Origin of the sequence: Tannockella kyphosi (genome assembly GCF_021054785.1) — a bacterium.
Lineage (GTDB): Bacteria > Bacillota_I > Bacilli_A > Erysipelotrichales > Coprobacillaceae > Tannockella > Tannockella kyphosi.
In genome coordinates, this window is sequence record NZ_CP088239.1 from 972,571 (window position 1) to 997,559 (window position 24,989).

Sequence of the window (24,989 nt, forward strand, 5' to 3'; positions counted from 1 at the left end):
TCAATAATTATAGTATTTTAAATAAATAAGTTTCATATGAAATTAGGATATTTACTTTTTGAAATCAATATGCTATGATTAAAAAAATAGGAGAAACAAGATGGAACAAGGATTGATTTTTAATATTCAAAAATTTAGTATTCATGATGGTCCCGGTATCCGTACGACTGTCTTTTTTAAAGGTTGTCCATTAAAATGTGATTGGTGTTCGAATCCAGAGTCACAATTAAATAAAATACAAATATTATGTGACCATAATAAATGTATCCATTGCAATAATTGTCAACAACGATGCCCAGTTAACGCTATATCCTTCCATCATAATAAAGTATATATCGATAATAACAAATGCATCGGTTGTTTAAAATGTGTAGAGAATTGCCCTACTAAAAGCTTAAGTGTGGAGGGAGAATGGAAAGAAATAGATCAAATAGTAAAAACTTGTTTACAAGATAAAGATTTTTATGAAGAATCTGGAGGTGGTGTTACTATTTCTGGTGGGGAAGCAATGATTCAGCCTTCTTTTTTAAAAGATTTAGTTAATGAATTAAAAAAAGAAAATATCCATTTAGCCATTGAAACAACAGGTTATGTTAAAAGTAGTATCTTTTTTCAGTTAGCTCCGTTGTTTGATTTATTACTTTTTGATGTTAAGCATCATAACACAAAAACACATCAAGAACATACTGGTGTGTTTCATGAACAAATTATTTCTAATTTGTCATGGGCAATTTCTAATAATATCAATGTTTTAGTTCGAATTGCAGTGATTCCAGATTTTAACAATACTTTAGAAGATGCGAAAGCTTTTAGCACCTTATTAAAAAGTATTGGTGTTACAAAGGTTCAACTTCTACCCTTTCATCAATTTGGAGAAAATAAATATAATTTATTAAATAGATCTTATAAAATGGCAAATAAAAAAGCCTTACATCCAGAAGATTTAAACAAATATGTTCAAATCTTTTTAGACCAAGGCATTGATTGTTTTATTTAGAGTGTTTTACACTCTTTTTATTTTGCTTTACAAACATGGATATTTTGTGACAATAAATATTGTTCCATATCTTCAGGTATAAATTCATCTGTATAAACTGTATTAATTTTTGAAACATCTAACAAGCTAACTACTCCTTGTTGTTTGAATTTAACAGAATCAGTAACAATACAAACCTTATTTGCTTGTTTTGCCATATCTTGGACAGCTTCATTACGCATATAATTATTACCTGTAAAACCTGATTCAATAGTAAATCCATCTGTACCAATAAATAATTTATCTACATAAAATGATTCAACACATTTACGAATCATTGGACCTACCATTACTTGTGATTCATTTTGATATTCACCACCTAATAAGATTGTTTTCAAACCACCTAGTTTACGAATATAATCAGCAATAAATGCAGAGTTTGTTATCACTGTAACATCTTTTTTTGTTTTAGCTATTTCTTGAGCTACCAAAGCACAAGAAGAACCTGATTCGATCATTACTGTTTCTCCATCACTAATTGTTTCAACAGCACATTTTGCTATTCTTTGTTTATTTTCATAATGATAAGCTAATCGAATATTGATATCGTCACATTCATTTAAACGTGCAAAACCATGTTCTCTAATTACAATTCCTTTTGATTCTAAAACATCTAAATCTTTTCGAATCGTTACTTGTGATACTTCTAAGATATCCGATAGTTTGACAACTTCTAATTTCTTATATTCTGTTAATAAATCTAATATTTTAGCATGTCTTTTATTCATGTGATTCACCTCTATCACAACAATAACACAGCCCTATTCCATTAGCAAGTATTTGTCCTTTCATTTGAATAAAATAAGAGTAAAGAACGAATTCTTTACTCTATATCATATACATATTTTTCAAAATAAGCATCCATAATCTCTGCTGCAATAAGATGCGTATAAGATCCACTATTTTTTCTAGGTAATACGATTGCAAAAACAACTTCAGCTTCACCGTCAATTGCTGACCATCCAGTTGCTGCAAGATTAGAATAATCAACACCTGTACCAGTTGAATAATCAAAAACCTGAGCAGTACCAGATTTCACATACATATCATAATCATAATCGCTAGTTTGCCATCCACTATAACAAGTTCCATAAGTTTGCGTAACACAATCTGAATAACCTTCCCAAATTCTTTCAAAAGCCAAGTCTTCATCTTCAATAATATCCATTACTTCTACATCATTACTATAGGTTGTATAAGCTTCTCCTAAACTATCTGTTTGGAATCCACTTAAAACTAGTCGAGGTGATACCTTGACACCTTTATTTGCAATCGTCGCAGTATATTGTGCTAATTGAATTGGTGTATAACTATCATATTGTCCAATAACGAAGTCTAACAATAAACCAGATGTACGGTTTGAATAAGAGCCACGATATCCTAAGGCTTCTTCTGGAACATCGATTCCTGTTTTTACTCCAAGTCCTAATTCAGCATAAGATGCTCGCAATGTATCAAAAGCAGTTGTATTAATAACCAAAGATTGATTATAAGAATAACTTCCTCCTCCTAAACGAATAGCAATATTAAACATATAAACATTCGAAGATCTAGCTAGCGCATAAACATCATCAACCCATCCCATATCAGTCCAAGAAGATTTTTCTGCAGTATCTTTGATTTTGATAGGAGTATCATAAAACTCTTCACCAGGGTAAATCAAATCATTTTTATAAGCAGTATAAATTGTTCCACCTTTTACTGTAGAACCCATTAAATATGCACTCTTGTAATTACCATCCGCATAATCATAAACAGTCCCTGTCTCTCGATCGATTGTTTTACCAGACATAACCAAAACATCACCCGTATCTGCATCCATTAAAATAAAGAAAGCTTCTGTAAAAAACTCATTATCCGTAGTGGAAACTAAAACATCTGTTAACAGCTCATCCGCTAAGGTTTGAAGTTCCCAATCAATCGTCAACTGTAAACTAGTTCCTCCTACCCCTTCACTTTCTTCTTCTTTATAATAATTACCATTTTCATCAACAGATATTGTATAAGTAGAATCAATTCCTCGTAATAATGTATCATACTCTTCTTCTATCCCAGAGACACCCACACGAGAGTTGTTTTGTAAACCTAAACTAAGCAATTCATTTGCAAGTTCAATTGGTAATCCTTGAGATGAAGTTGTTACAGTACCCAATACACCTGAAAAAGAACTACCCATCACTTTAACACGAGACCAATCACTGCTAACCGAAACACATTTCAATAAATTCGCATTAGCACCAATAATACTCGCCTCTTCTACCGACAAGTTTTCTACTAATGTAATTGTTCCACTTCCAGTAGCACCTATTAAATAAACAATACAAGTATACATTAATGTTTCATCATCCATGTATTCTTCCATTAATTCTTCCGTAATTAATCCTATTTGTAATGCATATAATGCACTAGAGTAATCATCACTTAATTGTAAACTAACTTCTTGTTCTTCTGTAATTAAAGCATTAACAATATCCGGATATGCTATTAAAAAATAATCTTTCGATTCTCTGGTAGAAATAGAATCTACATTGACTTCACAATTAGCAATTAAAAAGTTTGCAATTAACTCAGTTTGAGCACTACTCGTACTACTACCATAATAAATTGCACTTAAAGAATTCTCATTTACAACTAAATCAACCCCATTACGATCAGTAATAGTTCCCCTTGTTGCATCAGTAGTATATTCTACAACCCCATATTGTTCTAATTTAACAATATATAAATCATGATTCGTTACCTGGATATAATATAATCGAACTAACAAAACAATAGCAAGCATAAAAAGAGCTCCTAAAACAATAAATAGTCGTTTTTGGATAAGAATATCTTTTTTGTTTTTTCTTTCTAATTCAACTTCATTCATTCCTTCAAAATGAATGTCACTAAATTCTTTTTTGTTAAATTTCATATTATTCCTCCATTAATTGGTATTATAAACTAGTTTAATTTTAATGTAAATAAAAGAGCAAATTTCACATAAAAATAAAAAGTGGTAGTACCACTTTTTAATCATCATCCACTGAAAGAATAGCCATAAATGCTTCTTGAGGAATTTCTACACTTCCTACTGCTTTCATTCTTTTCTTTCCTTCTTTTTGTTTTTCCAAAAGTTTCTTCTTACGAGAAATATCTCCCCCATAACATTTTGCTAATACATTTTTACGCATTGCTTTAATCGTAGTACGGGCAATAATTTTCCCTTGTAAAGCTGCTTGTATCGGCACTTCAAACATTTGTTTTGGAATGATTTCTTTTAGTTTTTCACAAATAACTTTCCCTCTATTATAAGCAAAATCTTTGTGCACAATAATCGATAATGCATCAACAATTTCAGCATTTAATAAAATATCCATTTTTTGTAATTTACTTGTACGATAACCAATTATTTCGTAATCAAAAGAAGCATATCCTTTGGTACTTGATTTTAATTTATCAAAAAAATCATATACTATTTCTGATAAAGGAATAGCATAAATAACATTTCTACGTAAATCATCAATATATTCTATATCAATATATTCTCCTCTTTTAGATTGACACAATTCCATAATAGTTCCTACATAATCACTAGGAGTCATAATAGAAGCTTTTACGTATGGTTCTTCAATATGATCAATTAATTGAGGATTCGGTAATAGCGAAGGATTATCAATAATTTGCATTGAACGATCTGTTAAAAAACAATGATAAATAACAGATGGTGCAGTTGCAATTAATTCTAAATCAAATTCTCTTTCTAATCTCTCTTGGATAACATCCATATGTAGTAATCCTAAAAATCCACATCTAAATCCAAAACCTAATGCTTGTGATGTTTCTGGTTCAAATTCTAAAGCAGAATCACTTAGTTTCATTTTTTCTAAAGCTTCTCTTAAGTCTTTGTATCTTGCATTATCAATTGGGTATAACCCACAAAATACCATTGGATTTAATTGACGATAACCAGGTAATTGTTCTGTTGATTCATTTTGTAATGTTGTGATTGTATCACCAACATGAACATCTTGAATCGATTTAATTGATGCACAAACCCAACCTACTTCTCCTGTTACTAATTTATCTTTTTTTACTTCTTTTGGTGTTCTAACACCTACTTCCGTAACTTCATAAGTAGCATCTGTTGCCATAAACTTAATTGTATCACCAACAGCTATTTGTCCTTCTTTTAGACGAACAAAGACAATAACACCACGATAGGAATCATACAAAGAATCAAAAATCATAGCCTGTGTTGGATTATCAATAGAACCAGTTGGTGCTGGAACATTTTGTACAACATTTTCTAAAACATCAATAACATTTAAACCTGTTTTAGCAGAAATTAATGGTGCATGATCTGCTGGTAAGCCAATAACATCTTCTATTTCTTGAATGATGCGTTGAGGATCAGCACTTGGTAAATCAATCTTATTAATTACTGGTAATATTTCTAACTCATTATCTAACGCTAAATATACATTAGCTAATGTTTGTGCTTCCACACCCTGAACTGCATCAACCACTAAAACCGCCCCTTCACAAGCTGCTAAAGATCGAGATACCTCATAAGTAAAGTCAACATGACCTGGTGTATCTATTAAGTGAAATAAATAAGTTTCACCATCTTTTGCAACATATGATAATTGAACTGCATTTAATTTAATAGTGATGCCACGTTCTCTTTCTAAATCCATACTATCTAAAAGCTGTGCTTTCATCTCTCGATTAGAGACAGCTTGTGTTAATTCTAAAATACGATCTGCTAAAGTACTTTTTCCATGATCGATATGGGCAATGATAGAAAAATTACGAATTTTACTTTGATCAATATTCATTATAGTCACCCACCTTCATCGGATTCTAATTATAACAAAAATTGTCTATTAACTCAATTGATTTTCAATAAAATAACTTCTTTATATTCCTATTCTGTTTTATAGTTTAAATCTCTATTAAGAAAATATTTATCAATATAAGTTACCTTCTCTGCAACTACCTCCGTTAACGTAATTCTTTGTTTTTCTGATGTTTCTATCGTTCGTGTTTGTAATCGTCCTTTGACACCAATCATTGAGCCTATTTGAGCACAATCCACTAATGTTTCAGCGATCCCACGCCAAAGCACAACCGTTACAAAATCTGACTCTACCACACCAACTCCATTCTTAAACCCTTTTTCTATCTCTAAAACACAAGTACTCAACTTAATCGCAGCTCCCACTTCTTTTAAAACAGGTTTTTTTACAACCCTTCCTAATAAAATCACTTCATTAATCATATTTTATCCCTCTCTTTCTACATCTATTTTATATAGAATAAAATTTTAAGTAAAATTTGTTAAAAAGAGAAAAAGAGCTATAAAATCATCGCTACATGAAAAAAATGTCGAAAATATTTCACTATTGAAAATTACTGCTCATATATAATTGATTGTATAAAAAAAAGAACAATGAAAATAAAAAAAGAAGGCATTTAGCCTTCAATTACTACATAAGCAATAGCATATTCTTTTTCATGAGCAATAGAAACATGTGTGTTTGGATAATTAATATATGGTTTTCCTAAATCATCATTCAATATAGTAATATCTTGAAAAGCCACTTTTCCAATACCAGTTCCTAAAGCTTTTACGTATGCTTCTTTACAAGCAAAACGTCCTGCTAAAAATTCTGCTTTTCGATTGGATGTTGTAAACAACTGATAAATAGAATATTCTTCATCACTAAGAACTCTTCTTGCAATCCGATCTTGTTCCTTCACTCGATCAATCTTAATAATATCGACACCAATTCCTTTAATCATTAGTCATTAAACTTCTTTTCATATAAACTCATTAATTCATCTAAAGACATATCATCTTCAATTTCATCTATTAATGAAGGGACTTTTTCTTCACTTGATGAATTGAAATCTAATTTAAATTCACCAGTTCTTTGTTCAATTATTTTTAATTCATTTTGTTCTTCTTCAATCATTTTTGCATAGTTTCTTAGATTATCTTCAACAGTAGGTTCATTTTCGAAAGGATCCACTACTTCTTCTTTTACTTCTACTACTTCTTCTTTAGCTTCTACAAAAACATCCTCTTCCTCTTCATCACCAAAAAAAGGACTGATGACAGTAACTAATGAACTATTATAAGTTTTCGCTTTTTTCTTAGTAACTGTTTTTTTAGATTCAACTTCTGTTTTTGCAGAAGGACCTAATATTGGAGAAATAACTTGACTCATATAATATGGTTCCGCTTTAACAGGTTCTTTTTTTACTTCTTTTACAATCGGCTTTTTAACCTCTTCTTTGACTTCATCATTGTAAATCAAAGGTTCAGAAAAACGTTCCTGTTTGCGTTTTTCAACAACAGGTGCTACCGGTTCAAAATATTCCTCCTTGCTTTGTTTACCAAAAATATTCTTAAACATAACTTTCCCCTCCTCTAGAAGATAAATTCTTGTCCTACTTGATACTCCTCACCATTTAAAATCAAAATACCTGGCACATCAGGTGCTCCGGGTAACTTTAATTCTCTGGCTGAACACAACATTCCATTTGAAGGAACTTTACGTAAAGTTGAAGGTTTAATAATCATTCCTGAAGGCATTACACTTCCAATCGTAGCCACTACTACTAATTTACCTTCACCAACATTACTAGCCCCACAAACAATCTGTGTACTCTCATTACCAAGGTTCACAATACAAACATGTAAATGATCACTATCTGGATGATCTTTCATTTCTACAACTTGACCAACAATAAACTTATAAGAAAAATCACTAGAAACTAATTCTAATTCATTTGCTTGTAACAATTTATTCATTGAATCAACAAATTCTTCCGTAATTTTAACTAATCCAGTATTTAAATTTTCAAAATAAATACTAGCACTAAGTACATTATAACCAATAACTTTATTATTTTCATCATATAAAATAACTAAATCATTGTTTTTTTCATATCGAACAGTATTTCCTTGTCCTAAACGAACTAATAAAACATCTCCAATACCATCTTGATTATAAAATGCATGTAATAACATATTCTCTCCTACCCAAGCGTATCTATAAAAGCTTGTATTTCTTCTCTTGATTTTCTTAACTTACTAACAAATCTTCCAATAACTTCCCCATTATCAAATGCCACAAAAGAAGGAATTCCTAAAACATCTAAATCTTTACATAAATCAATAAAGTTATCTCTATTAATCATATAAAAAGTATAGTCTTTATTTGCTTCTACTATTTCTCCAATAAAAGGTTTAATAAAAACACAGTCCGGACACCAATCAGCGGTAAAAAGAAAAACAGACTTTTCTTTACATGCATTTTCAAATTGTTCTAAACTTAAAATCTCTATTAATTTATCCATTTTTATGCCTCAAATCTACCAACAAATTTATATATTGGTCCTTTCTCACAGAATTTACGTTCATACTCCGTCATAATATTATTTTCAGCTTCAACAGTTTGATGTAAATCTAAAAATACTTGTTCAAATTTCATGCCATAGTTTTGGAATGAAACTAAAGAATATTCAAACAAACCTCTGTTATCTGTTTTAAATTCTAAATGTCCTTGTTGATTTATAATATTTTGATAAATAGGTAAAAAAGTTTCTGATGTTAAACGACGTTTAGCATGTCTTGACTTTGGCCAAGGATCACTAAAATTTAAATACACTAATGATATTTCATTTTCTTCAAATACTTCTAACAATTCTATTGCATCATAGCTCATTAAACGTAAGTTTGGTAAAACACCACTAGTTTGTACTTTTTTAGTAGCAATCGCTAGTACGGATGGATATTTCTCTATTCCAATAAAATTAATATCTGGATATTTAACAGCATTGTTATAAATGAAATCCCCTTTCCCCATACCTACTTCAATATAAATAGGATGATCATTATTAAAAACTTGACTCCATTTATTTTTAAATTTTGTTGGTTCTAAAACCACAAATTCCTTATTTTCTTCTAAAATATCCAATGCTTTTGGATTGTTTCTTAATCTCATTTACTTACCTCCATAATCTTAATAATTTTATCATAACTCATCAAATAAGTCATTAATTTCTTGTTCATCCAATTCTCTAAATTCTCCCAATTCTAATGATTGGTCTAATTCAATGGAACGAATCTGAGTTCTTTTTAAATAAGTAACAGGTTTACCAATCGCATCAAACATTTTTTTAACTTGATGAAATTTACCTTCTTGTATTACTACTTCTATTTCACTAGAATCTTCATCCGTGGAAAGAATTGTTAACTTAGAGCTTTTACAAACATAGCCAGTATCAATTTCTACTCCTTTATAAAAAGTTTCAACATCATATTGATCTACTACCCCTTCTATTTTAGCATAATAAACTTTATCATGATTTCTACTAGGAGCAAGTAAACGATGTGCAAAATCACCATCATTACTAATTATTAAAAATCCTTCCGTATCAATATCTAATCTTCCTACAGGAAATAAATCATAATTATCATAACCTTCTATTAATTCTAAAACAGTAGGATGAACATTATCTTTTGTAGCACTAATATAACCAGCTGGTTTATTTAACATTAAATAGACATATTGACGATATTCTATTAATTCATTATCAAAATAAACTACATCCTTTTCTACATCAATTTTATAATCGTCCTTTTTTATAATTTGTTCATTTACACAAACGTATCCTTTTCGAATATATTTTTTCACCTCGCTACGAGTACCAATACCGCAGTGTGCTAATAACTTATCTAATCGCATATTTATACTACCTTTCTATATCTAAAATATTATACCACGGATAATCGAGTAGGAGATAAATAATTAATTTATTTATCGTCCTCTCACACCACCGTATGTACCTACTAACATTCTCTATTACTCTATCTGCTGCTTTTTGACTTCCTACCAATATTTGCACATCAGCGGCATATCTTACGAAGTTTAGTTGTCTTGCTTCTAATTCTTTGTCCAACACATCAAGCATAATATTTGATAATAATGGACTAAGATTTCCACCCTGTGGCGTTCCGATTGTTGATTCTTTATATTCGTCATCAATCATGATTCCACTTCTTAGGAATTTTCTAATTAGGGATATTACATCACCATCTTTTACCTGTTGACTCACTAGTCGAATTAGTTTATCATGATGAACATTATCAAAGAATTTCTCTAAGTCAATATCTACCATCCAATGCAATCCTTCATTCATGTGCTCTAACACTTTTATGATTGCCATCTCACAGTTTCTACCCGGTCTGAACCCATAGCTATGTTCACTAAATATTGGTTCATAGATTGGTGTTAATACTTGCACTATCATTTGGTGTACCATTCTATCTTTTACTGTTGGTATTCCAAGTAATCTTACTCCACCATTCTCTTTTGGTATTTCTACCCTTCTGGATAGGTTACAATAAACTACACAGTTATTATAAGAACGAGTATTATTAATAATAACTGAAAAGGAGGCTATAGAATGAGAAGAGAAAGACGTATTTTTACAACTGCATTTAAAAAACAAATGGTTGATTTGTATCACGGTGGCAAACCAAGAGCAGATATTATCCGTGAATACGATCTAACACCTTCCGCTTTTGCTAAGTGGATTAGGCAATCTGAATCAACTGGTTCATTTAAAGAAAAAGATAATTTATCTATTGAACAAAAAGAACTAGCTAAGTTAAGAAAACGTAATAAACAATTAGAAATGGAAAATGATATTTTAAAGCAAGCGGCGCTGATAATGGGACGAAAATAAAAGTTATTTTAGCGAACAAACATAAGTACAGTATTAGCGCCATGTGTAGATTTTTAAACATAGCTAGATCAAGTGTTTATTATCATCCTGTTAAAAGAGATGAAGATATTGAAATTTCAAATAATATTAAAAATATATTTCAACAAAGTAGAAACAACTATGGTGCTAGAAAGATAAAAATAGAGTTATCTAAAATTGATTTAGTTGTGAGTAGACGTCGTATTCGTCGTATTATGAATGAATTAGGGTTAGTATCTAATTACATGGTGAAACAGTATAAAGTAACTAAAACAACATGTAATAATGACCTTATTGATAATGTTGTCAATCGAGAGTTTGATAGAGAAAAAAGTCTTGACGTAGTAGTGAGTGATTTAACCTATGTAAATGTTTTAGGCAAGTGGAATTATGTATGTCTACTAATCGGTCTTTATAACAGAGAGATTATAGGATATTCCTGTGGGAAACATAAGACAGCAGATTTAGTGAAAAAAGCATTTACTACAGTTAATAGAGATATCAATGCTATTAAAATATTTCATTCAGACAAGGGCAGTGAATTTAAAAATAAAATCATAGATGAAATATTAACAGTGTTTAATATTGAACGTTCATTAAGTGCTAAGGGATGTCCGTATGATAATGCAGTAGCAGAGGCTACGTACAAAGTATTCAAGACGGAATTTGCTTTCAATCGTGTATTCAATAGTTTTGAAGAACTGGAACTTGAATTGTTCGATTATATTAACTGGTTCAACAATATTAGAATTCATGGATCATTAAATTACATGACACCTGTAGAATATCGCCAAATGTCCTTATAAAAACTGTCCGAAAAAGTGTTGACAATCCAAACTTCTATTTTGAAGCCGAAGAAGAAGATGTCTATAGAAAATATGGGAAAAGTAAAGAAAACAGACCAAACCCAATTGTTCAATATGGTCTATTCATGGATGGGAATGGTATTCCCATCGCTGATATTTGTTTTAGTGGGAATAAAAATGAATAGTTTTCTATGATGGAATTAGAAAAACAAATCGAACAAGATTTTCAATTTTCAAAGTTTGTTGTATGTGCTGCTGCAGGATTAAATGGATGGGAAAATAAAGTATATAATGATAAAAAGAAAAATGGTGCTTATATTGTAACCCAACCAATCAAAAAACTAAAAAAGAATCTTAAAGAATGGTCTATAGATCCAAGTGGCTGGAAACTATTGGGAAGTGATACACTTTATGATATAAGTGTTTTAGAAGATATTACTATGATCCATGGTGTTGCCTATCAAACATCAAATCTTGTTTTCTATAAAAATCGATGGGAAAAGACAACAAAGAAAACAACACAGCAGTCATCAAAATACACATTAGAAGAACATCTTATCGTAACCTACAGCACGAAGTATCAAAAATATCAATCACATATACGAGATAAGAAAATAGAACGTGCAAAGAAGTTATTAAACAACCCAGGGAAGATAGGTACAGATAATCCCAGAAATCCAAAGTATTACATTCAAAGTATGAATACAACTACGAATGGAGAAGTAGCGAAAGAAACTTATTATTCTATTAATTATGAAAAAATAGTACAAGAAAGTACGTATGATGGTTTTTATGCAGTAGTAACAGATTTAGAAGATACGGATTTATCCATTATTATCCAATCAAACAAACAGAGATGGGAAATAGAAGAAAGTTTTGAAATCATGAAAAGTGAATTAAAAACAAGACCGATTTATGTATCTAAAGAAGAATCTATTAATGGTCACCTATTAACATGCTTTCTTTCATTATTAGTATATAGAATCTTGGAAAAAGAATATTTACAAGAGAAATACACATGTAATGAAATCATTTCAACATTACGAGAACTGAATGTTACACATATAAATGGCTGTAATTATATTCCTTCCTTTAAAAGAACAATAATTGTGAATGAAATGGCAGAATTATTTGGATTCCAACCATCTAGAGAGATACTTACACAAAAATATTTAAATAAATTTACAAGAGTAGTGAATTCAAAACAAAGTACGAAAATAAAATAATAATAAAAAACAGTAAAAACCTTTATTATATAAGGGCTTTTGCTGTTTTATTTGTCTCAAACTGTAAAACTAGAGATAATAATACTCTATATATTCTTCTATTGGAAACATTAGCTGATGAATACAGGTAAATATCTATTTAATGATATTTACTTCCCCATTTTTTGTTATGAACTGCCACACTGTTGGATAAATTAGTCTAAGTTGAGAGGGTAATATTATTGTATTAAATGGTGATTTAGTGTTATTGCATCAAACGATATCTTTATTTATACTACTATACCCACAAGCTTATTCTGTAGTAATAGTAAACATAAAAATAGTCGCTAACTTAATAGCAACCATTTTATGTTTTAAAGAATTACTCCTATTTGTTTTTACTTTTAAACTCGAATATTTCTATCATTTTTTCAGCCATATCAACTAATAAAATCGAATTCATTAAATGACATTGTGCATGCACCAACAGAATATCCAACTCAACTTTTTCATTTTTTGCATGAGCAACCAATAATTCAGTTTGTACTTTATGGGCAAGAGATTGTTCTTTTTGTGCTTCTTTTAACAACTCTTTAGCTTGGTCATAATCATCATTCTTTATTAAATCTAACGCCTCATAACCAAGAGTAGTGGCATTACCTGAATGTAAAATAAGATTCATAGATATATTTTCCATAGTTATTCACCACTTGCTGATTCTTCTAACAATATATCTTTGTCATACGATTTCAAGAATGGTATATACATTAACACTTGAATTACCAATAATACCATCCATAATGCACCTGCTTTCCAATCTAATGTTGCTAGCGTTGCGTTAATTGGCCCTGGTAATGTAAACGGAAAAGCAAAGATAGCTTTATTAATTAATCCGCTTGACATAAATACATAAGCTGTCGCAACCCCTGAAACATGTGTCAAAAAGAAAGGAATAAATAATTTAAAGTTGTACACAAGAGGCATACCGAAAATAACAGGTTCACTAATTTTAAAGATACTAGGAACAAAACCAACTTTTGCAACTGCTTTTAATCTTTCACTTTTACAAACTAATAATATCGCAATACAAGTACTGATTGTTCCAATTTCAAAAATAGGAATTACGGCAGTAAAAGTGTATGGCAACTCTAATCCTAAATTATAAGCTTCTAAATTTGCAGCAATATTATATGCAATTAAAGGTTGAACCACAGAATTAATAATAGAAGTTCCATGAATACCTAACCACCAAAGTATTCTTGCAAAAGAATAAAGAAGAATAACTGCACCTAATGAATCTGATGCTTGCAAGAATGGTGATAATATTTGTAATACAAAAGCTGGAAATAAGAATCCTAATGAATTAAATACACATCTTATCCCTATAAAGATCACGAATACCACAGTTGAAGGAATTAATGCTGCAAATGTATCTGAAACCATAGCTGGAACAGATGGTGGCATACTAATCTTAAATTTAGATTGACCTAAAACATTCAATAATTCCACTACTACAATCCCTATAACAAATGCAGAGAACATCCCTTGAGCTCCTAAATATGTAATAGACATAGAAGCAGTAGAGGTATCTGTTATCGTTCCAAAATCCACTGTTAGCATCAAAAATGATACAGTGCCCATAATTGTAGGATTTAAAGGATTCATTTTATAATATGATGACATCTTATAAATTACACCAAATAAAACAAATATTCCAATCATTCCCATTGTTACATTGTAAAACAATGTTAACTCTGTCGCATAAGCAGTTGCAAATTCTGACCATGCTATTAAAATACCATTTGTCGTATTTGAAGCACTAAATGGCGGTGTTTTAATAATACTAACAACACTAGAAATCATTGTTATCGTTAAAGCTCCCATCGCCCCTTGTTGTATCGATTTAATAAATCGATGTTCACTGATTTTCCCTAATTTAGGGAGTAATGTGTCTGCGATAAATTCTCTCATTTTAATTCCTCCTCTTATACTCAGACTAGTTATTTTCTTTAATCATTTTTACTGCTTTTTCATACGTTTCTTTCCCACGAACCAATCCATAATCAATGTGTTCAATCACTGCAATTGGTTTACCTAAATGTCCGTATGTTTCTTTAACACTTTTTAATTTATGAGCAATTTGAGGCCCTAACAACACCACATCAAAATCATCAATTAAATTTCCCAAATCAGAAACTGCGTGTGCTTCAATAACTGGGCTATCCCCTATTGCATTAGCATGATCTATCATTTTAGAAACTAATAAACTTGTAGAAAATCCTCCTGCACATATTAGTAAAATTCTCATTTTCCATACCCCCTTTCCTATTTATTTAATTTTAATTTCTCTACCTACATCCAATTTAACATGACTACTCCGATGCGTCAAATCGTCTATTTTCCCTAATATTTAGGAAAATAAATGTCATTAAACAAATGTAGTTTTACACATATTGGACTGTAAACACTATCCGTTTAACCACTATTCCCATTGAATTTAAACTACTGATTTTATAAACAAAAACTCTAGTACTAAAAACGATAGGTAGCTTAAATTAACTTGGGGTTTTGTCCTGCTTTCCATTAACTTGGGGTTTTCATCTTTTTCGCTTTAAACTTATGGGGTTTATTATCCACAATTCGAATATTTCTAAAAATAAGCTATTAGTTTGTAGTGCTCTACATTCCTAATAGCTTTTTATGTTATGATAATAAAAAAAGAGAGACGCTATCAACTTTGCCGGTTCTGCGTTACTCTCTTAACACCAACACTCACAAAGGAGGTTGCACTATTATGATACATGTAAATTCAAAGAACTTCAATACTACTACTACAAATATTCAACAATATTTTATTGATTTCTATCAATCTATTCCTTTAGAAGAACTTACTTGTCCAAATTGTGGTGCTAGACTTATTCGTTATGGTACGTATTCACGTACTTTAAAAACAAATGGAAAATCTAATTCTATACAAATTCAAAGAGTATGTTGTACGAATATTTATTGTACTTGTCGTCATCATGCATTGATTCCTTCTGTATTACTTCCTGGTTGTCAATTACTATCAAAAGACATATTTGCGATTCTTCATGCTTATCATACACATAGTACTTATGATACTATTCTTTCTACCAATCCATTATTGGACTTACGTTGGATCCAACATATTATTCATCGCTTTATTAACTACTGTTCTATAGAAAGTATCTCGATACTTTCTAATAATACATTTCTTGAAAATTACTATTATCATTATTCTAGAGGATTTATGATAAGTCCTCATTATTCCTATTGTTTTTATACTATACCAACATAGGATTCCTATTCATCTTCTTCTTTTTTTATTATTCTAAAGATAGATAAAGAAAAGAAGGAGTTGATAATGATGAAATTATCAAATAAAGCAGCTATAAGCTATGATTTATCTTGGGGTGGTGATAGATTATGAATGATGATACTCTCACTATGTCCATTTGCCGTGATGACATCTTACAGTTATTCAATTTAGAAGCAAAACGTATTGATAGCTTTGAAATACGTCCTACTTTGTTTAATGAATTAGAAATTCATGTAAAACTAAGCCGATGTTATCAAACATGTCCATGTTGTCATAATAAGACCAATACTGTAAAAGACTATGTTCCTAAAAAAATCACACATTCCTTACTACACTCTAAACCGACCTATATCTTCTATAACGCTAGAAGATATCGTTGTAAAATATGTGGAAAATCATTCTATGAAGAAAATCCGTTCACCCATGAAAAAGCAAGAATTTCTGCCTTGACCGTATATAATGTCATTGAAGAATTCAAAAGTCCTAGAGCTACTTTTAGTGATGTTGCTGCACGTTATCATATTTCTACTACCTCCGTAATCAATTTGTTTGATCAACATGTTTCTGTAGCCAGAAAAACTCTTCCTAGATACTTGTGCCTGGACGAAAATTATGCGTTCAAATATGACAAGAGTAACTACTGTTTTGTCCTCGTTGATTTACTAACCAAGGATGTTGTTGATATATTACCTTCACGTAAAAAGTTAGATCTATTACGTTACTTTGAAGCTATCCCTTTAGAGGAAAGAGAAGGTGTTGAACTCGTTGTTTCTGACTGTTGGAAAACATATCGTGATGTAGCTAAAAAGATGTTACCCAATAGTAAGTTTGTAGTAGATAAGTATCATATTCTAGCCGATCTTACAAAACGTGTAGATCGTATACGTATTGATGTTATGAATGAAAACTATGTGAAGATTAGTGCAAAAGAATTAGACGCTCTACCGCCTGATAAGAAAGCAGAAATCATTCAAAAGAAACATACATACTATGTATTAAAGAAATTCAATTGGTTAATCCATACCAATCATAAGAAAAAGAAAAAAAGAGAAAATGGAAAGATAATTGAATACTATGCTTTAGACCCTAATAATGAAAAGAAATATAACTATGCATTAAGTAAGTTCCTTAACTTTTATGATTTATATGACCTTGTCTATCATTGTGATCCTAGATTAACAGAAGCAGTAGAACTAAAGGAATCTCTGGTTCGATTTTATAAGCAATCAACCTATAAGAATGCAAAACATAATCTAGATGAAGTGATTAAAGAATTTGAAGAAAGTACCCTCCCAGACATGAGAAAATATGCTTCTACATTAAAAGAATGGAAGAAAGGAATCATCCATTCATTTATACCTATAGATTCCCCTGTTCCTAGAACTGCAACCAATGCGATTATAGAAAATAGAAATAAACTAATCAAAGATATTAAACGTGGTGGTAACGGATTCCGTTGTTGGCCAAGATTCCGTAATCGTATACTCTTTGCCCTAAATAGCGAAAGCACCATGCATCTCAATCCAATAAAAAAAGAGAAACAACAAGATACCTAGTATCATTGTCATTTCCCTAAAACATAAGTTTTAAAACACTCTTCTTAGTCCTATAAACTTTGGGGTTTCGATAAAACCCCAAGTTATCTTATAGCCAAATAAGTACTATACCCCAGAACTATTTATAGTGCCAAACGATATTTCTACCATTTTACAATTACTAGAGTTTTTAACTATATTCTAAATATAAATTCCGAAAGAGAATTTGACTTAGCCAGTAGCTTCGTCTTCTTAGATGTACCAAGCTTTTCTATTAATAAATACAATTTGTTTAAATTTTCATCACTTTTTATACCATTTAAAACTATTACTTCTATTTTTCTGTTTAAATGATATATTGGTTTCTTTAAAACCATCACTGCTGACATTGTTGAATTACTGTCTAATAGCATGGTATGAGGAATGGCAACACCATTAGACATAATAGTAGAATATGCTTCCTCTCTTTCTATTATTGCCTGATAATACTTTTCTACATCCGAAAAATATCCATATTCATACATTTTCTGTGTCAAAAAATATAAGGCTTCATAATAATTCATTTCTTTTTCACCTGTGAAAAATAGTCTCTCATCAAAATAATCAAAATAGCTCTCTAAATCCACTATATTTACTGAATAGAAATTTACATACCTTTTTATTTTATTTAAATCACTTTGTTGGACAAAGGGATTTATTTTTACAATAATATCATCCCCCTTTTTCTTCAAGAGATCAGTGCTTAAAATAATATCATACTTATCTTCTATCTCTTCATTTTCATAATATATTTTAGATACGCAATTAATTATCTCAATTTTACCAACAAAATAATTATTTAACTTAATTTTTAAATACCTCAAATTACTGTTCTCTAAATCAGAAACTATTAAGATTTTTGTTTTTATATTTATAATTTCTAGTGCTGCCGCTACATGTAAAGTTATGTATGATATTTCTGAATCATTCATATTCAATCCATGATTTTGATGGATTATTTTTTTTAACAAGATGCTCATTTCACTAGCTAAATAAAACTTACTTTTTATTTCTTCTGTTAACGGATTAAACTCATCAACATCGTCATTTAATCTTTGCATTAAGTAGACAATATGATAATTAATTTGTTCAATAAAGCTACTATTTAAACTAAAATCTAATCCATAAGTATCTTTTATAAGAGATATAAACTCTTTTACATCGTCTTCAAATAAATTGGAATTTATTTTATCATCACTTTTAATGGAATTACTAATTATTTTATCAATATATCTTAAATCATCATTTGAAAATGATGCACTAAAGTTTTTCACTATAATTTCATATACACTTTTTGTAAGTGGATGATATCTGTCCACACTATTTGAAGATGTCCCAGGATTAAATTTATCTCTTATAACCATCAAAACACATAAAACAGTTATGGTGATTAAATTTTTATTTGATATTGTTAAATTATTCTTAGCAAACAATTGATATATATCTTTATAAGTATCTTCTACTTTCTTGGATACACTAACATCATTAGTAATATAACCAGTTATGCTAGATAACAACACAATACTTTCCTCAGTACTTAAATAACTTTTTACTATCTCGTTAAATAAGTATATGTAATCCTTGTCTTCTTCATGTTTAGAATTCTTTTTATACTCTAAAAGTAAATCCTTAATGTATCTTACATCATTTTGAATAGTCGTTTGAGCGCAATATAGTGTTTTACATATTTCATTAATCGTACTAAATTGATTGACGCAGGCAAAGAAAGTAAGTAAATATACCCTTCTTTCAAATGGATCAATAGGCATATATTGATCTACTCCTAGCTTACCAATATATGCTATGACTTCATCTTTTTTTTCGATAAAATATCCTTTTTTTGTGTTGCTTTCTATGCATATCCCTATTTTTCTAAAATCAGAATTTATTTCAGAAATATCACTTCTAATCGTTCTTGTACTAACTGATAACTCTTTTGCCAACATATCACTGGATACAAATTGATTGGAATTACATAAGATTGTGAGTATACTTAATAATCTTTTCTTCAATTCAATTCACACCTTTCTATATTGAACTATTTTATAATTCTCTACCATTAGTTTCTATGACATGCTTATACCAGTCAAAAGATTTTTTCTTGCTACGTTTCATAGTCCCATTTCCTTCATTGTCTCTATCTACATAAATATAACCATAGCGTTTAGACATTTGACCTGTCCCTGCAGATACAATGTCTATTGGACCCCAAGAAGTATAGGCAATTACATCAACACCATCTTCACAAATTGCATCTCCAATTGCACTAATATGCTGTCTTAAGTAATCAATTCTATAGTCATCTATGATTTCTCCATTTTCGTTAACTACATCTTCAGCACCAAGTCCATTTTCTACAATCATCAACGGAAGTTGATATTTATCATATAATTCATTTAAACCAATTCTTAATCCAATAGGATCAATTTGCCAACCCCAAGAAGTTGATGGTAAATACGGATTTTTTATTCCTCTAATTATATTACCTCCTGTCGCTTTCAACTGTTCAGGACTAGACCCACGAACAGTTGAATTATAATAACTAAACGCAATATAATCTACTTTCCCTGCTAATAATATTTCTTTTTCTTCTTCTGTAACTTCAATCTTTGCATTCGCATTTTCTAAGATTTTTAGCATGTTCGGTGTATATTTCCCATGTACATGACAATCAGCAAAGAAATTCATACCTTGTTTGAATTTCATAAGTTCAAAATTATCTTCAGGACTACAGCTGTAGGCATATGCCGTAGGATAAAGCAACATACATCCCACTTTACAATCCTTATCAATCTCATGAGCATACTTGACAGCGATAGCTGAACAAACTAATTGATTATGAGCAGCTTGATATAAATCTGACTTGTTATCTCTAACTGAATTTAAGCTTTGTCCTGGTAAATAAGGAAGTCCATTTATTTCATTAAATGTTAGCCAATATTTAACCAATCCTTTATATTCAGATATTACAGTTTTTGCATATCTTTCAAAACATTCTATATATTTTTTGTTAGACCAAGATCCGTAAGTTTTATACATATAGAACGGTGTGTCTGCATGAAATAAAGTAATAATCAGCTCAATATTTAACCTTTTACATTCTTCGAAAAATTCTCTATAAAATTGTAAACCCTCAGCATTTGGTTCTAATTCATCTCCGTTAGGATAAATTCTAGTCCATGCAATTGAAGTTCTCAAACACTTAAATCCCATTTCATGAAATAATGCTAAATCTTCCTTATAATTATGATAAAAATCAATAGCATCATGACTTGGGTAGTATACCCCGTCTAAAAGTCCATCTGTATATTCTCTCGCAACCCCATTGACCTCTACATTTTTTACATCAGCAATACTTAACCCTTTTCCTCCAATGTTATATGCCCCCTCGCACTGATGTGCAGCTAAACCGCCACCCCAAAGGAAACCTTCTTTAAATTTATTCATATTAATACCTCCTAAACAAATTAAATCATGAATGATTTTTATAGTCAAATTGAATATTTTCCTAAATACTTAGGAAAATATTTTGTTTTAATTACATTTTAGGGTATTAAAAATGTGAATATTATGTCAATATCTATTAGAAATGGTTAGTTAAGAAAATCAAAGAACTGATTTTTCATTGTATTGACAACAAAAAGAAACAACAGTTTAAATCATACTATTTCCTACAAAGATACATCTAGCATGAAAATGGAAATTATTTGAATTCAATTCATTTATCACTAATAATCAACCTCTACAAAGATAGTAACATAGAAATAATCATTTTGATAGAGAGCAATTATTATTTTCCTTCTACCATTATGGGTGTAAAAGTAGAGCATATAAATATTTTGATATTAATCCGAACTCATTATTGATATCCCTCATTTTGCTACCTTGTCTTGCTACAAACCGAGTATCTATTAACCATATATTTAATCATATATTCAAAAATATCACCTCCGCATATAAATGTCAACATTAATATGTACTTTGGGGGGCGGACAAAAAGTTGGAGTAAAAAGGCGAATTTATGTATAGTGAAGAAAAGAAAAAAATTGCAGTAGAAACATATATTAAAAACGGTACAAGAGCAGCTCCAACAATCCGTGAATTAGGTTATCCTAGTAGAAGAATAATCAGAATATGGTATAAAATATACACCGAAAATAATTCAATTTTTCCTGATAAACAAAGAAAACCAAGATACACAAAAGAACAAAGAAAAGAAGCAGTTGAACACTATTTAAATACTGGGAGATGCATTTCTTATACCACAAGGGTCTTAGGATATCCATCAAGAACCATCTTATCAAGATGGTTAAGAGAAGATGTTCCCGACTTTAAAAAAGCTTGCTTAACAGGAAAATCCAAAGTATCCTATACAAAACAAAAGAAGAAAGAAATACTTCAAGATGTAGTAATAGGTGAAAAAACGATAATATCCCTAGCAAAAGATCACAATGTAACTCCTATGGGTATATATAATTGGAAAAATGAAGTGTTATCAAAGGAAAGCTTAGAGATGATACAAGATAATAAGAAAAAGAAATCAAATATAGATATAATAACATTACAAGATGAACTATCCACTTTACAAAAAGAAGTTGCAAAACTACAATTAGAAAAAGATATTTTAGAAACTGCTGTAAAAGTATTAAAAAAAGTAGAGGGCATTGATTACACGATCATTTCTAATATGGGAAAAACAATCATTATCAATACCCTAAAAGATACTTATAAAATAAAAGAATTACTAGTACGACTACATATATCAAGCAGTAGCTATTTTCACTGTGTTAATCGACTAAAAAAGAAGATAAGTATAAAGAAATTCGTACTATCATGCATGATATGTTTTCACAATCCTATCAAGCATACAGTTATCGTAGAATTCATGGTGAATTATCAAACAAGAAAATTAGTATATCTGAAAAGGTTGTACGTAAAATTATGAAAGAGGAAGTCTAACTGTTTATAATAAGAAGAAAAAGAAATACTCTTCTTACTTAGGTGAAATATCTCCAGCCGTAGAAAACTTGGTAAAAAGAAACTTTCATTGTAATGAACCAAATAAATTACTATTGACAGATATTACTGAATTTTCAATCCCAGCAGGAAAAGTATATTTGTCACCACTTGTAGATTGTTATGATGGTCTTATAACCTCGTGGTCTATTAGTCCATCACCAAATGCTCAGTTAGTAAATAGTATGCTAGAAACAGCTTTAGATTCATTTAGTAACGATAATAGCGTTGTTATACATTCAGACCGCAGATCACATTACCGTTGGCCTCAATGGATTGAAATGATGGATAAGAACAACTTAATTAGATCCATGTCTAAAAAAGGATGTTCACCCGATAATTCAGCTTGTGAAGGCTTTTTTGGACGATTAAAAAATGAAATGTTTTATAACAAGGATTGGACTAATATCAGTATTGATAAATTTATAGAAGAAGTTGATATCTATATAAAATGGTATAATAAAAAAAGAATAAAAAAGTCATTAGGTTGGTTAAGTCCAATAGACTACAGACGTGAAAAAGGTGTATTATAAACTCCAATAAAACGTCCGCACCCACTTTAGTACATCTTTATGTTAGCATTTATATTGCTACTTTCTCGCTTGTGAGACCTCCCAGGGTAAGGCTATACATCTTTCCCTCCATATATCTTCTATATTTACATTAGATAAGTACTTCATAGTCTGTTAGATTTTGTGTTGTTAAGCACACTTGTCTCTTATCTCCTGCCTGATATAGTTCGTGTTCCTAAGACCAGAGTTTTGTCTAATTCTTCCTTCAGATTCCACCTCACGATAGACACCCTTGACTTCGACTAGTGGTTGGCGACTATTCCCCCACGGTGGACTTTCACCACTTAGATGTATACCATGCCTGACACACTAAAAAAATAGGAACATTGTTCCTATTTAACACTTATCTATGATTATTTACATTTGAAAGTTCTACACTCTGTTTCTTTTGAATTATGAGCGTTTTCGCAAGCACAATTATTAACTATAATCGAATTGGCTTGACACTTTTCCTTTTTATTATAAACACAATTACATACATCACAACAGACATCTCTAGCCATTTTTTTCACCTCCATTGATAGTATAAGTATTTTTATAGGAAGTATACAAAAAAGAGTATGTGAAGATACTCTTTATTCGTAAACTATCAAACAACTAAAGCTGTATTCAAGTTCATTGCTATATGTCATAGCAACTTGATAATGTAATGAAATAATACGTATTTCCGTATTTAAGAAATCATTCAAATCATCTTGTAAATCAAGTTCGTGACTTTTTTCTATTATTTTTATTTTCATAAAGACATATTATCAATGATAATATAAGAAATTTAGCGATTATTGATTCACTTCAATTTTAAAACAACAACTAAATTCTTTTCCTTTTTCTAATTTACATACTCCTGCTTTTTCTTTTAATTCTCCTGTAAATCCAGCAAAATCAGTATGTCCAACCCAAGGTTCAATTGCAATTAAACCACCAACATGTTTAGCAGCCCAAATACCTAAGAAATTAAATCCTTCCATATAAAAACGAATATATTTATCATGATTAAAAGATTTTAAATCAACATAATTAGATTGTAATTGTTCTAAAACAATAGCATCTGTATTAAATAATTGTTGACGAATAAAAAATCTTTTTTCATTGTCTAAAAACAAACTACTTTGATCAGACATAAATCCTACAGAAGAATCAATTATTCTTTGTTTTACAGTTTCATTTTTTTCAAACTCTAAATAATAATCATTACTAGATTCATCTTCTAACAGTGGACAAGCAAAAGCAGGATGACCACCAACTTGGAAATAAATTTCTTTTGAATCAATATTTTCAACATGACAATGACAACTTAATTCTTTCCCTGTTAATTGATAAGTAACTGTTAATACAAAATGATATGGGTATACTTTTAATAATTCTTCATTTGATTTTAATTGATATACAACTTTTGTATCACTACTTTCAATTACATCATATTCACTATGACGTGAAAACCCATGTCCAGTTAAATGATATTCTTTTCCTTCCACTCGATAGGTATCGTTGACAACTTTTCCTATAATTGGAAATAGAATTGGTGCACTATTTGCCCATTGTATTGGATCTCGTTTCCACATATAATTTAAACCATCTTGTTTCCCAATAATTTTAATGATTTCAGCTCCCTTAGGATGTAAACCTACTTCTAAAAATTCATTTGTTAAAATATTCATACATTATTTCTCCTTATGCCAAT

26 protein-coding genes and 1 pseudogene are annotated in these 24,989 nt (G+C 30.1%); 8 read left to right on the forward strand and 19 right to left on the reverse strand.

Annotation, left to right across the window (positions count from 1 at the left end; all coding sequences use genetic code 11):
* Positions 1-100 precede the first annotated feature (100 nt).
* Positions 101-997 carry a glycyl-radical enzyme activating protein gene (locus LRR82_RS04985; protein WP_249030430.1) on the forward strand — a complete coding sequence of 299 codons (897 nt, stop codon included), beginning with the start codon at positions 101-103 and terminating at the stop codon, positions 995-997.
* 17 nt (positions 998-1,014) lie between these two features.
* Here the strand turns inward: LRR82_RS04985 and LRR82_RS04990 are convergent, their stop codons facing one another.
* The 11 genes from LRR82_RS04990 to LRR82_RS05040 form a co-directional block, all read right to left on the reverse strand.
* Complete coding sequence (locus tag LRR82_RS04990; protein ID WP_249030431.1) at positions 1,015-1,764, reverse strand: DeoR/GlpR family DNA-binding transcription regulator; 750 nt, start codon at positions 1,762-1,764, stop codon at positions 1,015-1,017.
* A 95-nt stretch (positions 1,765-1,859) separates the two neighbouring features.
* Positions 1,860-3,947, reverse strand: coding sequence for a penicillin-binding transpeptidase domain-containing protein (locus tag LRR82_RS04995; RefSeq protein WP_249030432.1), 2,088 nt, complete (start codon positions 3,945-3,947; stop codon positions 1,860-1,862).
* Positions 3,948-4,044: 97 nt separating this feature from the next.
* Complete coding sequence (gene lepA / locus LRR82_RS05000; RefSeq protein WP_249030433.1) at positions 4,045-5,853, reverse strand: translation elongation factor 4; 1,809 nt, start codon at positions 5,851-5,853, stop codon at positions 4,045-4,047.
* Between the two features lie 89 nt (positions 5,854-5,942).
* Complete coding sequence (locus LRR82_RS05005) at positions 5,943-6,296, reverse strand: single-stranded DNA-binding protein (RefSeq protein WP_249030434.1); 354 nt, start codon at positions 6,294-6,296, stop codon at positions 5,943-5,945.
* Positions 6,297-6,490: 194 nt separating this feature from the next.
* On the reverse strand, positions 6,491-6,820 hold the full coding sequence (acpS, locus tag LRR82_RS05010) for a holo-ACP synthase (protein WP_249030435.1): 330 nt from the start codon (positions 6,818-6,820) through the stop codon (positions 6,491-6,493).
* Positions 6,820-7,437 carry a hypothetical protein gene (locus LRR82_RS05015; RefSeq protein ID WP_249030436.1) on the reverse strand — a complete coding sequence of 206 codons (618 nt, stop codon included), beginning with the start codon at positions 7,435-7,437 and terminating at the stop codon, positions 6,820-6,822. The genes acpS and LRR82_RS05015 overlap by 1 nt, the downstream gene beginning before the upstream one ends.
* Before the next feature lie 14 nt (positions 7,438-7,451).
* A complete protein-coding gene (gene ytpR / locus LRR82_RS05020; protein WP_249030437.1) occupies positions 7,452-8,054 on the reverse strand; it encodes a YtpR family tRNA-binding protein in 603 nt (200 codons plus the stop codon).
* 8 nt (positions 8,055-8,062) lie between these two features.
* Positions 8,063-8,383, reverse strand: coding sequence for a thioredoxin family protein (locus tag LRR82_RS05025; RefSeq protein WP_249030438.1), 321 nt, complete (start codon positions 8,381-8,383; stop codon positions 8,063-8,065).
* A 2-nt stretch (positions 8,384-8,385) separates the two neighbouring features.
* Positions 8,386-9,030, reverse strand: a complete 645-nt coding sequence (gene trmB / locus LRR82_RS05030) for a tRNA (guanosine(46)-N7)-methyltransferase TrmB (protein WP_249030439.1) — start codon at positions 9,028-9,030, stop codon at positions 8,386-8,388.
* Between the two features lie 30 nt (positions 9,031-9,060).
* Positions 9,061-9,774 carry a pseudouridine synthase gene (locus LRR82_RS05035; protein ID WP_249030440.1) on the reverse strand — a complete coding sequence of 238 codons (714 nt, stop codon included), beginning with the start codon at positions 9,772-9,774 and terminating at the stop codon, positions 9,061-9,063.
* Positions 9,775-9,781: 7 nt separating this feature from the next.
* The gene (locus LRR82_RS05040) at positions 9,782-10,351 is read right to left on the reverse strand and encodes a reverse transcriptase domain-containing protein (protein ID WP_249030441.1); all 570 of its coding nucleotides are present in this window, start codon (positions 10,349-10,351) and stop codon (positions 9,782-9,784) included.
* Positions 10,352-10,495: 144 nt separating this feature from the next.
* On the opposite strand from LRR82_RS05040, the gene LRR82_RS05045 reads away from it, so the two are divergent.
* A protein-coding gene (locus LRR82_RS05045) for an IS3 family transposase (RefSeq protein WP_249030442.1) occupies positions 10,496-11,601 on the forward strand; the annotation gives its coding sequence in 2 pieces (ribosomal slippage) (positions 10,496-10,742 and positions 10,742-11,601; 1,107 coding nt in all).
* 194 nt (positions 11,602-11,795) lie between these two features.
* Positions 11,796-12,827 carry an IS1634 family transposase gene (locus LRR82_RS05050; RefSeq protein WP_451923548.1) on the forward strand — a complete coding sequence of 344 codons (1,032 nt, stop codon included), beginning with the start codon at positions 11,796-11,798 and terminating at the stop codon, positions 12,825-12,827.
* 367 nt (positions 12,828-13,194) lie between these two features.
* Here LRR82_RS05050 and LRR82_RS05055 read toward each other — a convergent pair whose 3' ends face one another.
* Genes LRR82_RS05055 through LRR82_RS05065 form a run of 3 tightly spaced genes read right to left on the reverse strand, consistent with a single transcriptional unit; the run spans position 13,195 to position 15,114 of the window.
* A complete protein-coding gene (locus tag LRR82_RS05055; protein ID WP_249030444.1) occupies positions 13,195-13,503 on the reverse strand; it encodes a PTS lactose/cellobiose transporter subunit IIA in 309 nt (102 codons plus the stop codon).
* A 2-nt stretch (positions 13,504-13,505) separates the two neighbouring features.
* Positions 13,506-14,777 carry a PTS sugar transporter subunit IIC gene (locus tag LRR82_RS05060; protein ID WP_249030445.1) on the reverse strand — a complete coding sequence of 424 codons (1,272 nt, stop codon included), beginning with the start codon at positions 14,775-14,777 and terminating at the stop codon, positions 13,506-13,508.
* A gap of 25 nt (positions 14,778-14,802) precedes the next feature.
* Positions 14,803-15,114 carry a PTS sugar transporter subunit IIB gene (locus LRR82_RS05065; protein ID WP_249030446.1) on the reverse strand — a complete coding sequence of 104 codons (312 nt, stop codon included), beginning with the start codon at positions 15,112-15,114 and terminating at the stop codon, positions 14,803-14,805.
* 486 nt (positions 15,115-15,600) lie between these two features.
* Between LRR82_RS05065 and LRR82_RS05070 the strand changes: the two genes are divergently transcribed.
* Together LRR82_RS05070 and LRR82_RS05075 are read left to right on the forward strand one after the other, a co-directional pair.
* On the forward strand, positions 15,601-16,125 hold the full coding sequence (locus LRR82_RS05070; protein WP_249029740.1) for a DUF6431 domain-containing protein: 525 nt from the start codon (positions 15,601-15,603) through the stop codon (positions 16,123-16,125).
* Between the two features lie 128 nt (positions 16,126-16,253).
* A complete protein-coding gene (locus LRR82_RS05075; RefSeq protein WP_249029739.1) occupies positions 16,254-17,702 on the forward strand; it encodes an ISL3 family transposase in 1,449 nt (482 codons plus the stop codon).
* Positions 17,703-17,875: 173 nt separating this feature from the next.
* On the opposite strand, the gene LRR82_RS05080 is transcribed toward LRR82_RS05075, so the two are convergent.
* Positions 17,876-19,732 (reverse strand): BglG family transcription antiterminator, encoded by a 1,857-nt coding sequence (locus tag LRR82_RS05080; RefSeq protein WP_249030447.1) that lies wholly within the window; start codon positions 19,730-19,732, stop codon positions 17,876-17,878.
* Positions 19,733-19,763: 31 nt separating this feature from the next.
* Positions 19,764-21,167 carry a family 1 glycosylhydrolase gene (locus LRR82_RS05085; protein WP_249030448.1) on the reverse strand — a complete coding sequence of 468 codons (1,404 nt, stop codon included), beginning with the start codon at positions 21,165-21,167 and terminating at the stop codon, positions 19,764-19,766.
* Positions 21,168-21,741: 574 nt separating this feature from the next.
* On the opposite strand from LRR82_RS05085, the pseudogene LRR82_RS10945 reads away from it, so the two are divergent.
* From LRR82_RS10945 to LRR82_RS05095, 3 genes and pseudogenes are all read left to right on the forward strand, one after another.
* Positions 21,742-22,308, forward strand: a pseudogene (locus tag LRR82_RS10945) (transposase); the annotation flags it as partial.
* 254 nt (positions 22,309-22,562) lie between these two features.
* Positions 22,563-22,679, forward strand: a complete 117-nt coding sequence (locus LRR82_RS10950; RefSeq protein ID WP_399201159.1) for an IS3 family transposase — start codon at positions 22,563-22,565, stop codon at positions 22,677-22,679.
* A 47-nt stretch (positions 22,680-22,726) separates the two neighbouring features.
* Positions 22,727-23,269, forward strand: a complete 543-nt coding sequence (locus LRR82_RS05095) for an IS3 family transposase (protein WP_249030580.1) — start codon at positions 22,727-22,729, stop codon at positions 23,267-23,269.
* 392 nt (positions 23,270-23,661) lie between these two features.
* Here LRR82_RS05095 and LRR82_RS05100 read toward each other — a convergent pair whose 3' ends face one another.
* From LRR82_RS05100 to LRR82_RS05110, 3 genes are read right to left on the reverse strand one after another with little or no spacing between them, the layout of a single operon-like run.
* Positions 23,662-23,826 carry a DUF1540 domain-containing protein gene (locus tag LRR82_RS05100; RefSeq protein WP_318031848.1) on the reverse strand — a complete coding sequence of 55 codons (165 nt, stop codon included), beginning with the start codon at positions 23,824-23,826 and terminating at the stop codon, positions 23,662-23,664.
* A gap of 57 nt (positions 23,827-23,883) precedes the next feature.
* Complete coding sequence (locus LRR82_RS05105) at positions 23,884-24,048, reverse strand: sporulation protein Cse60 (RefSeq protein WP_249030451.1); 165 nt, start codon at positions 24,046-24,048, stop codon at positions 23,884-23,886.
* Positions 24,049-24,087: 39 nt separating this feature from the next.
* Entirely contained in the window at positions 24,088-24,966 is an 879-nt protein-coding gene (locus LRR82_RS05110) for an aldose 1-epimerase family protein (protein WP_249030452.1), read from the reverse strand.
* Positions 24,967-24,989 lie beyond the last annotated feature (23 nt).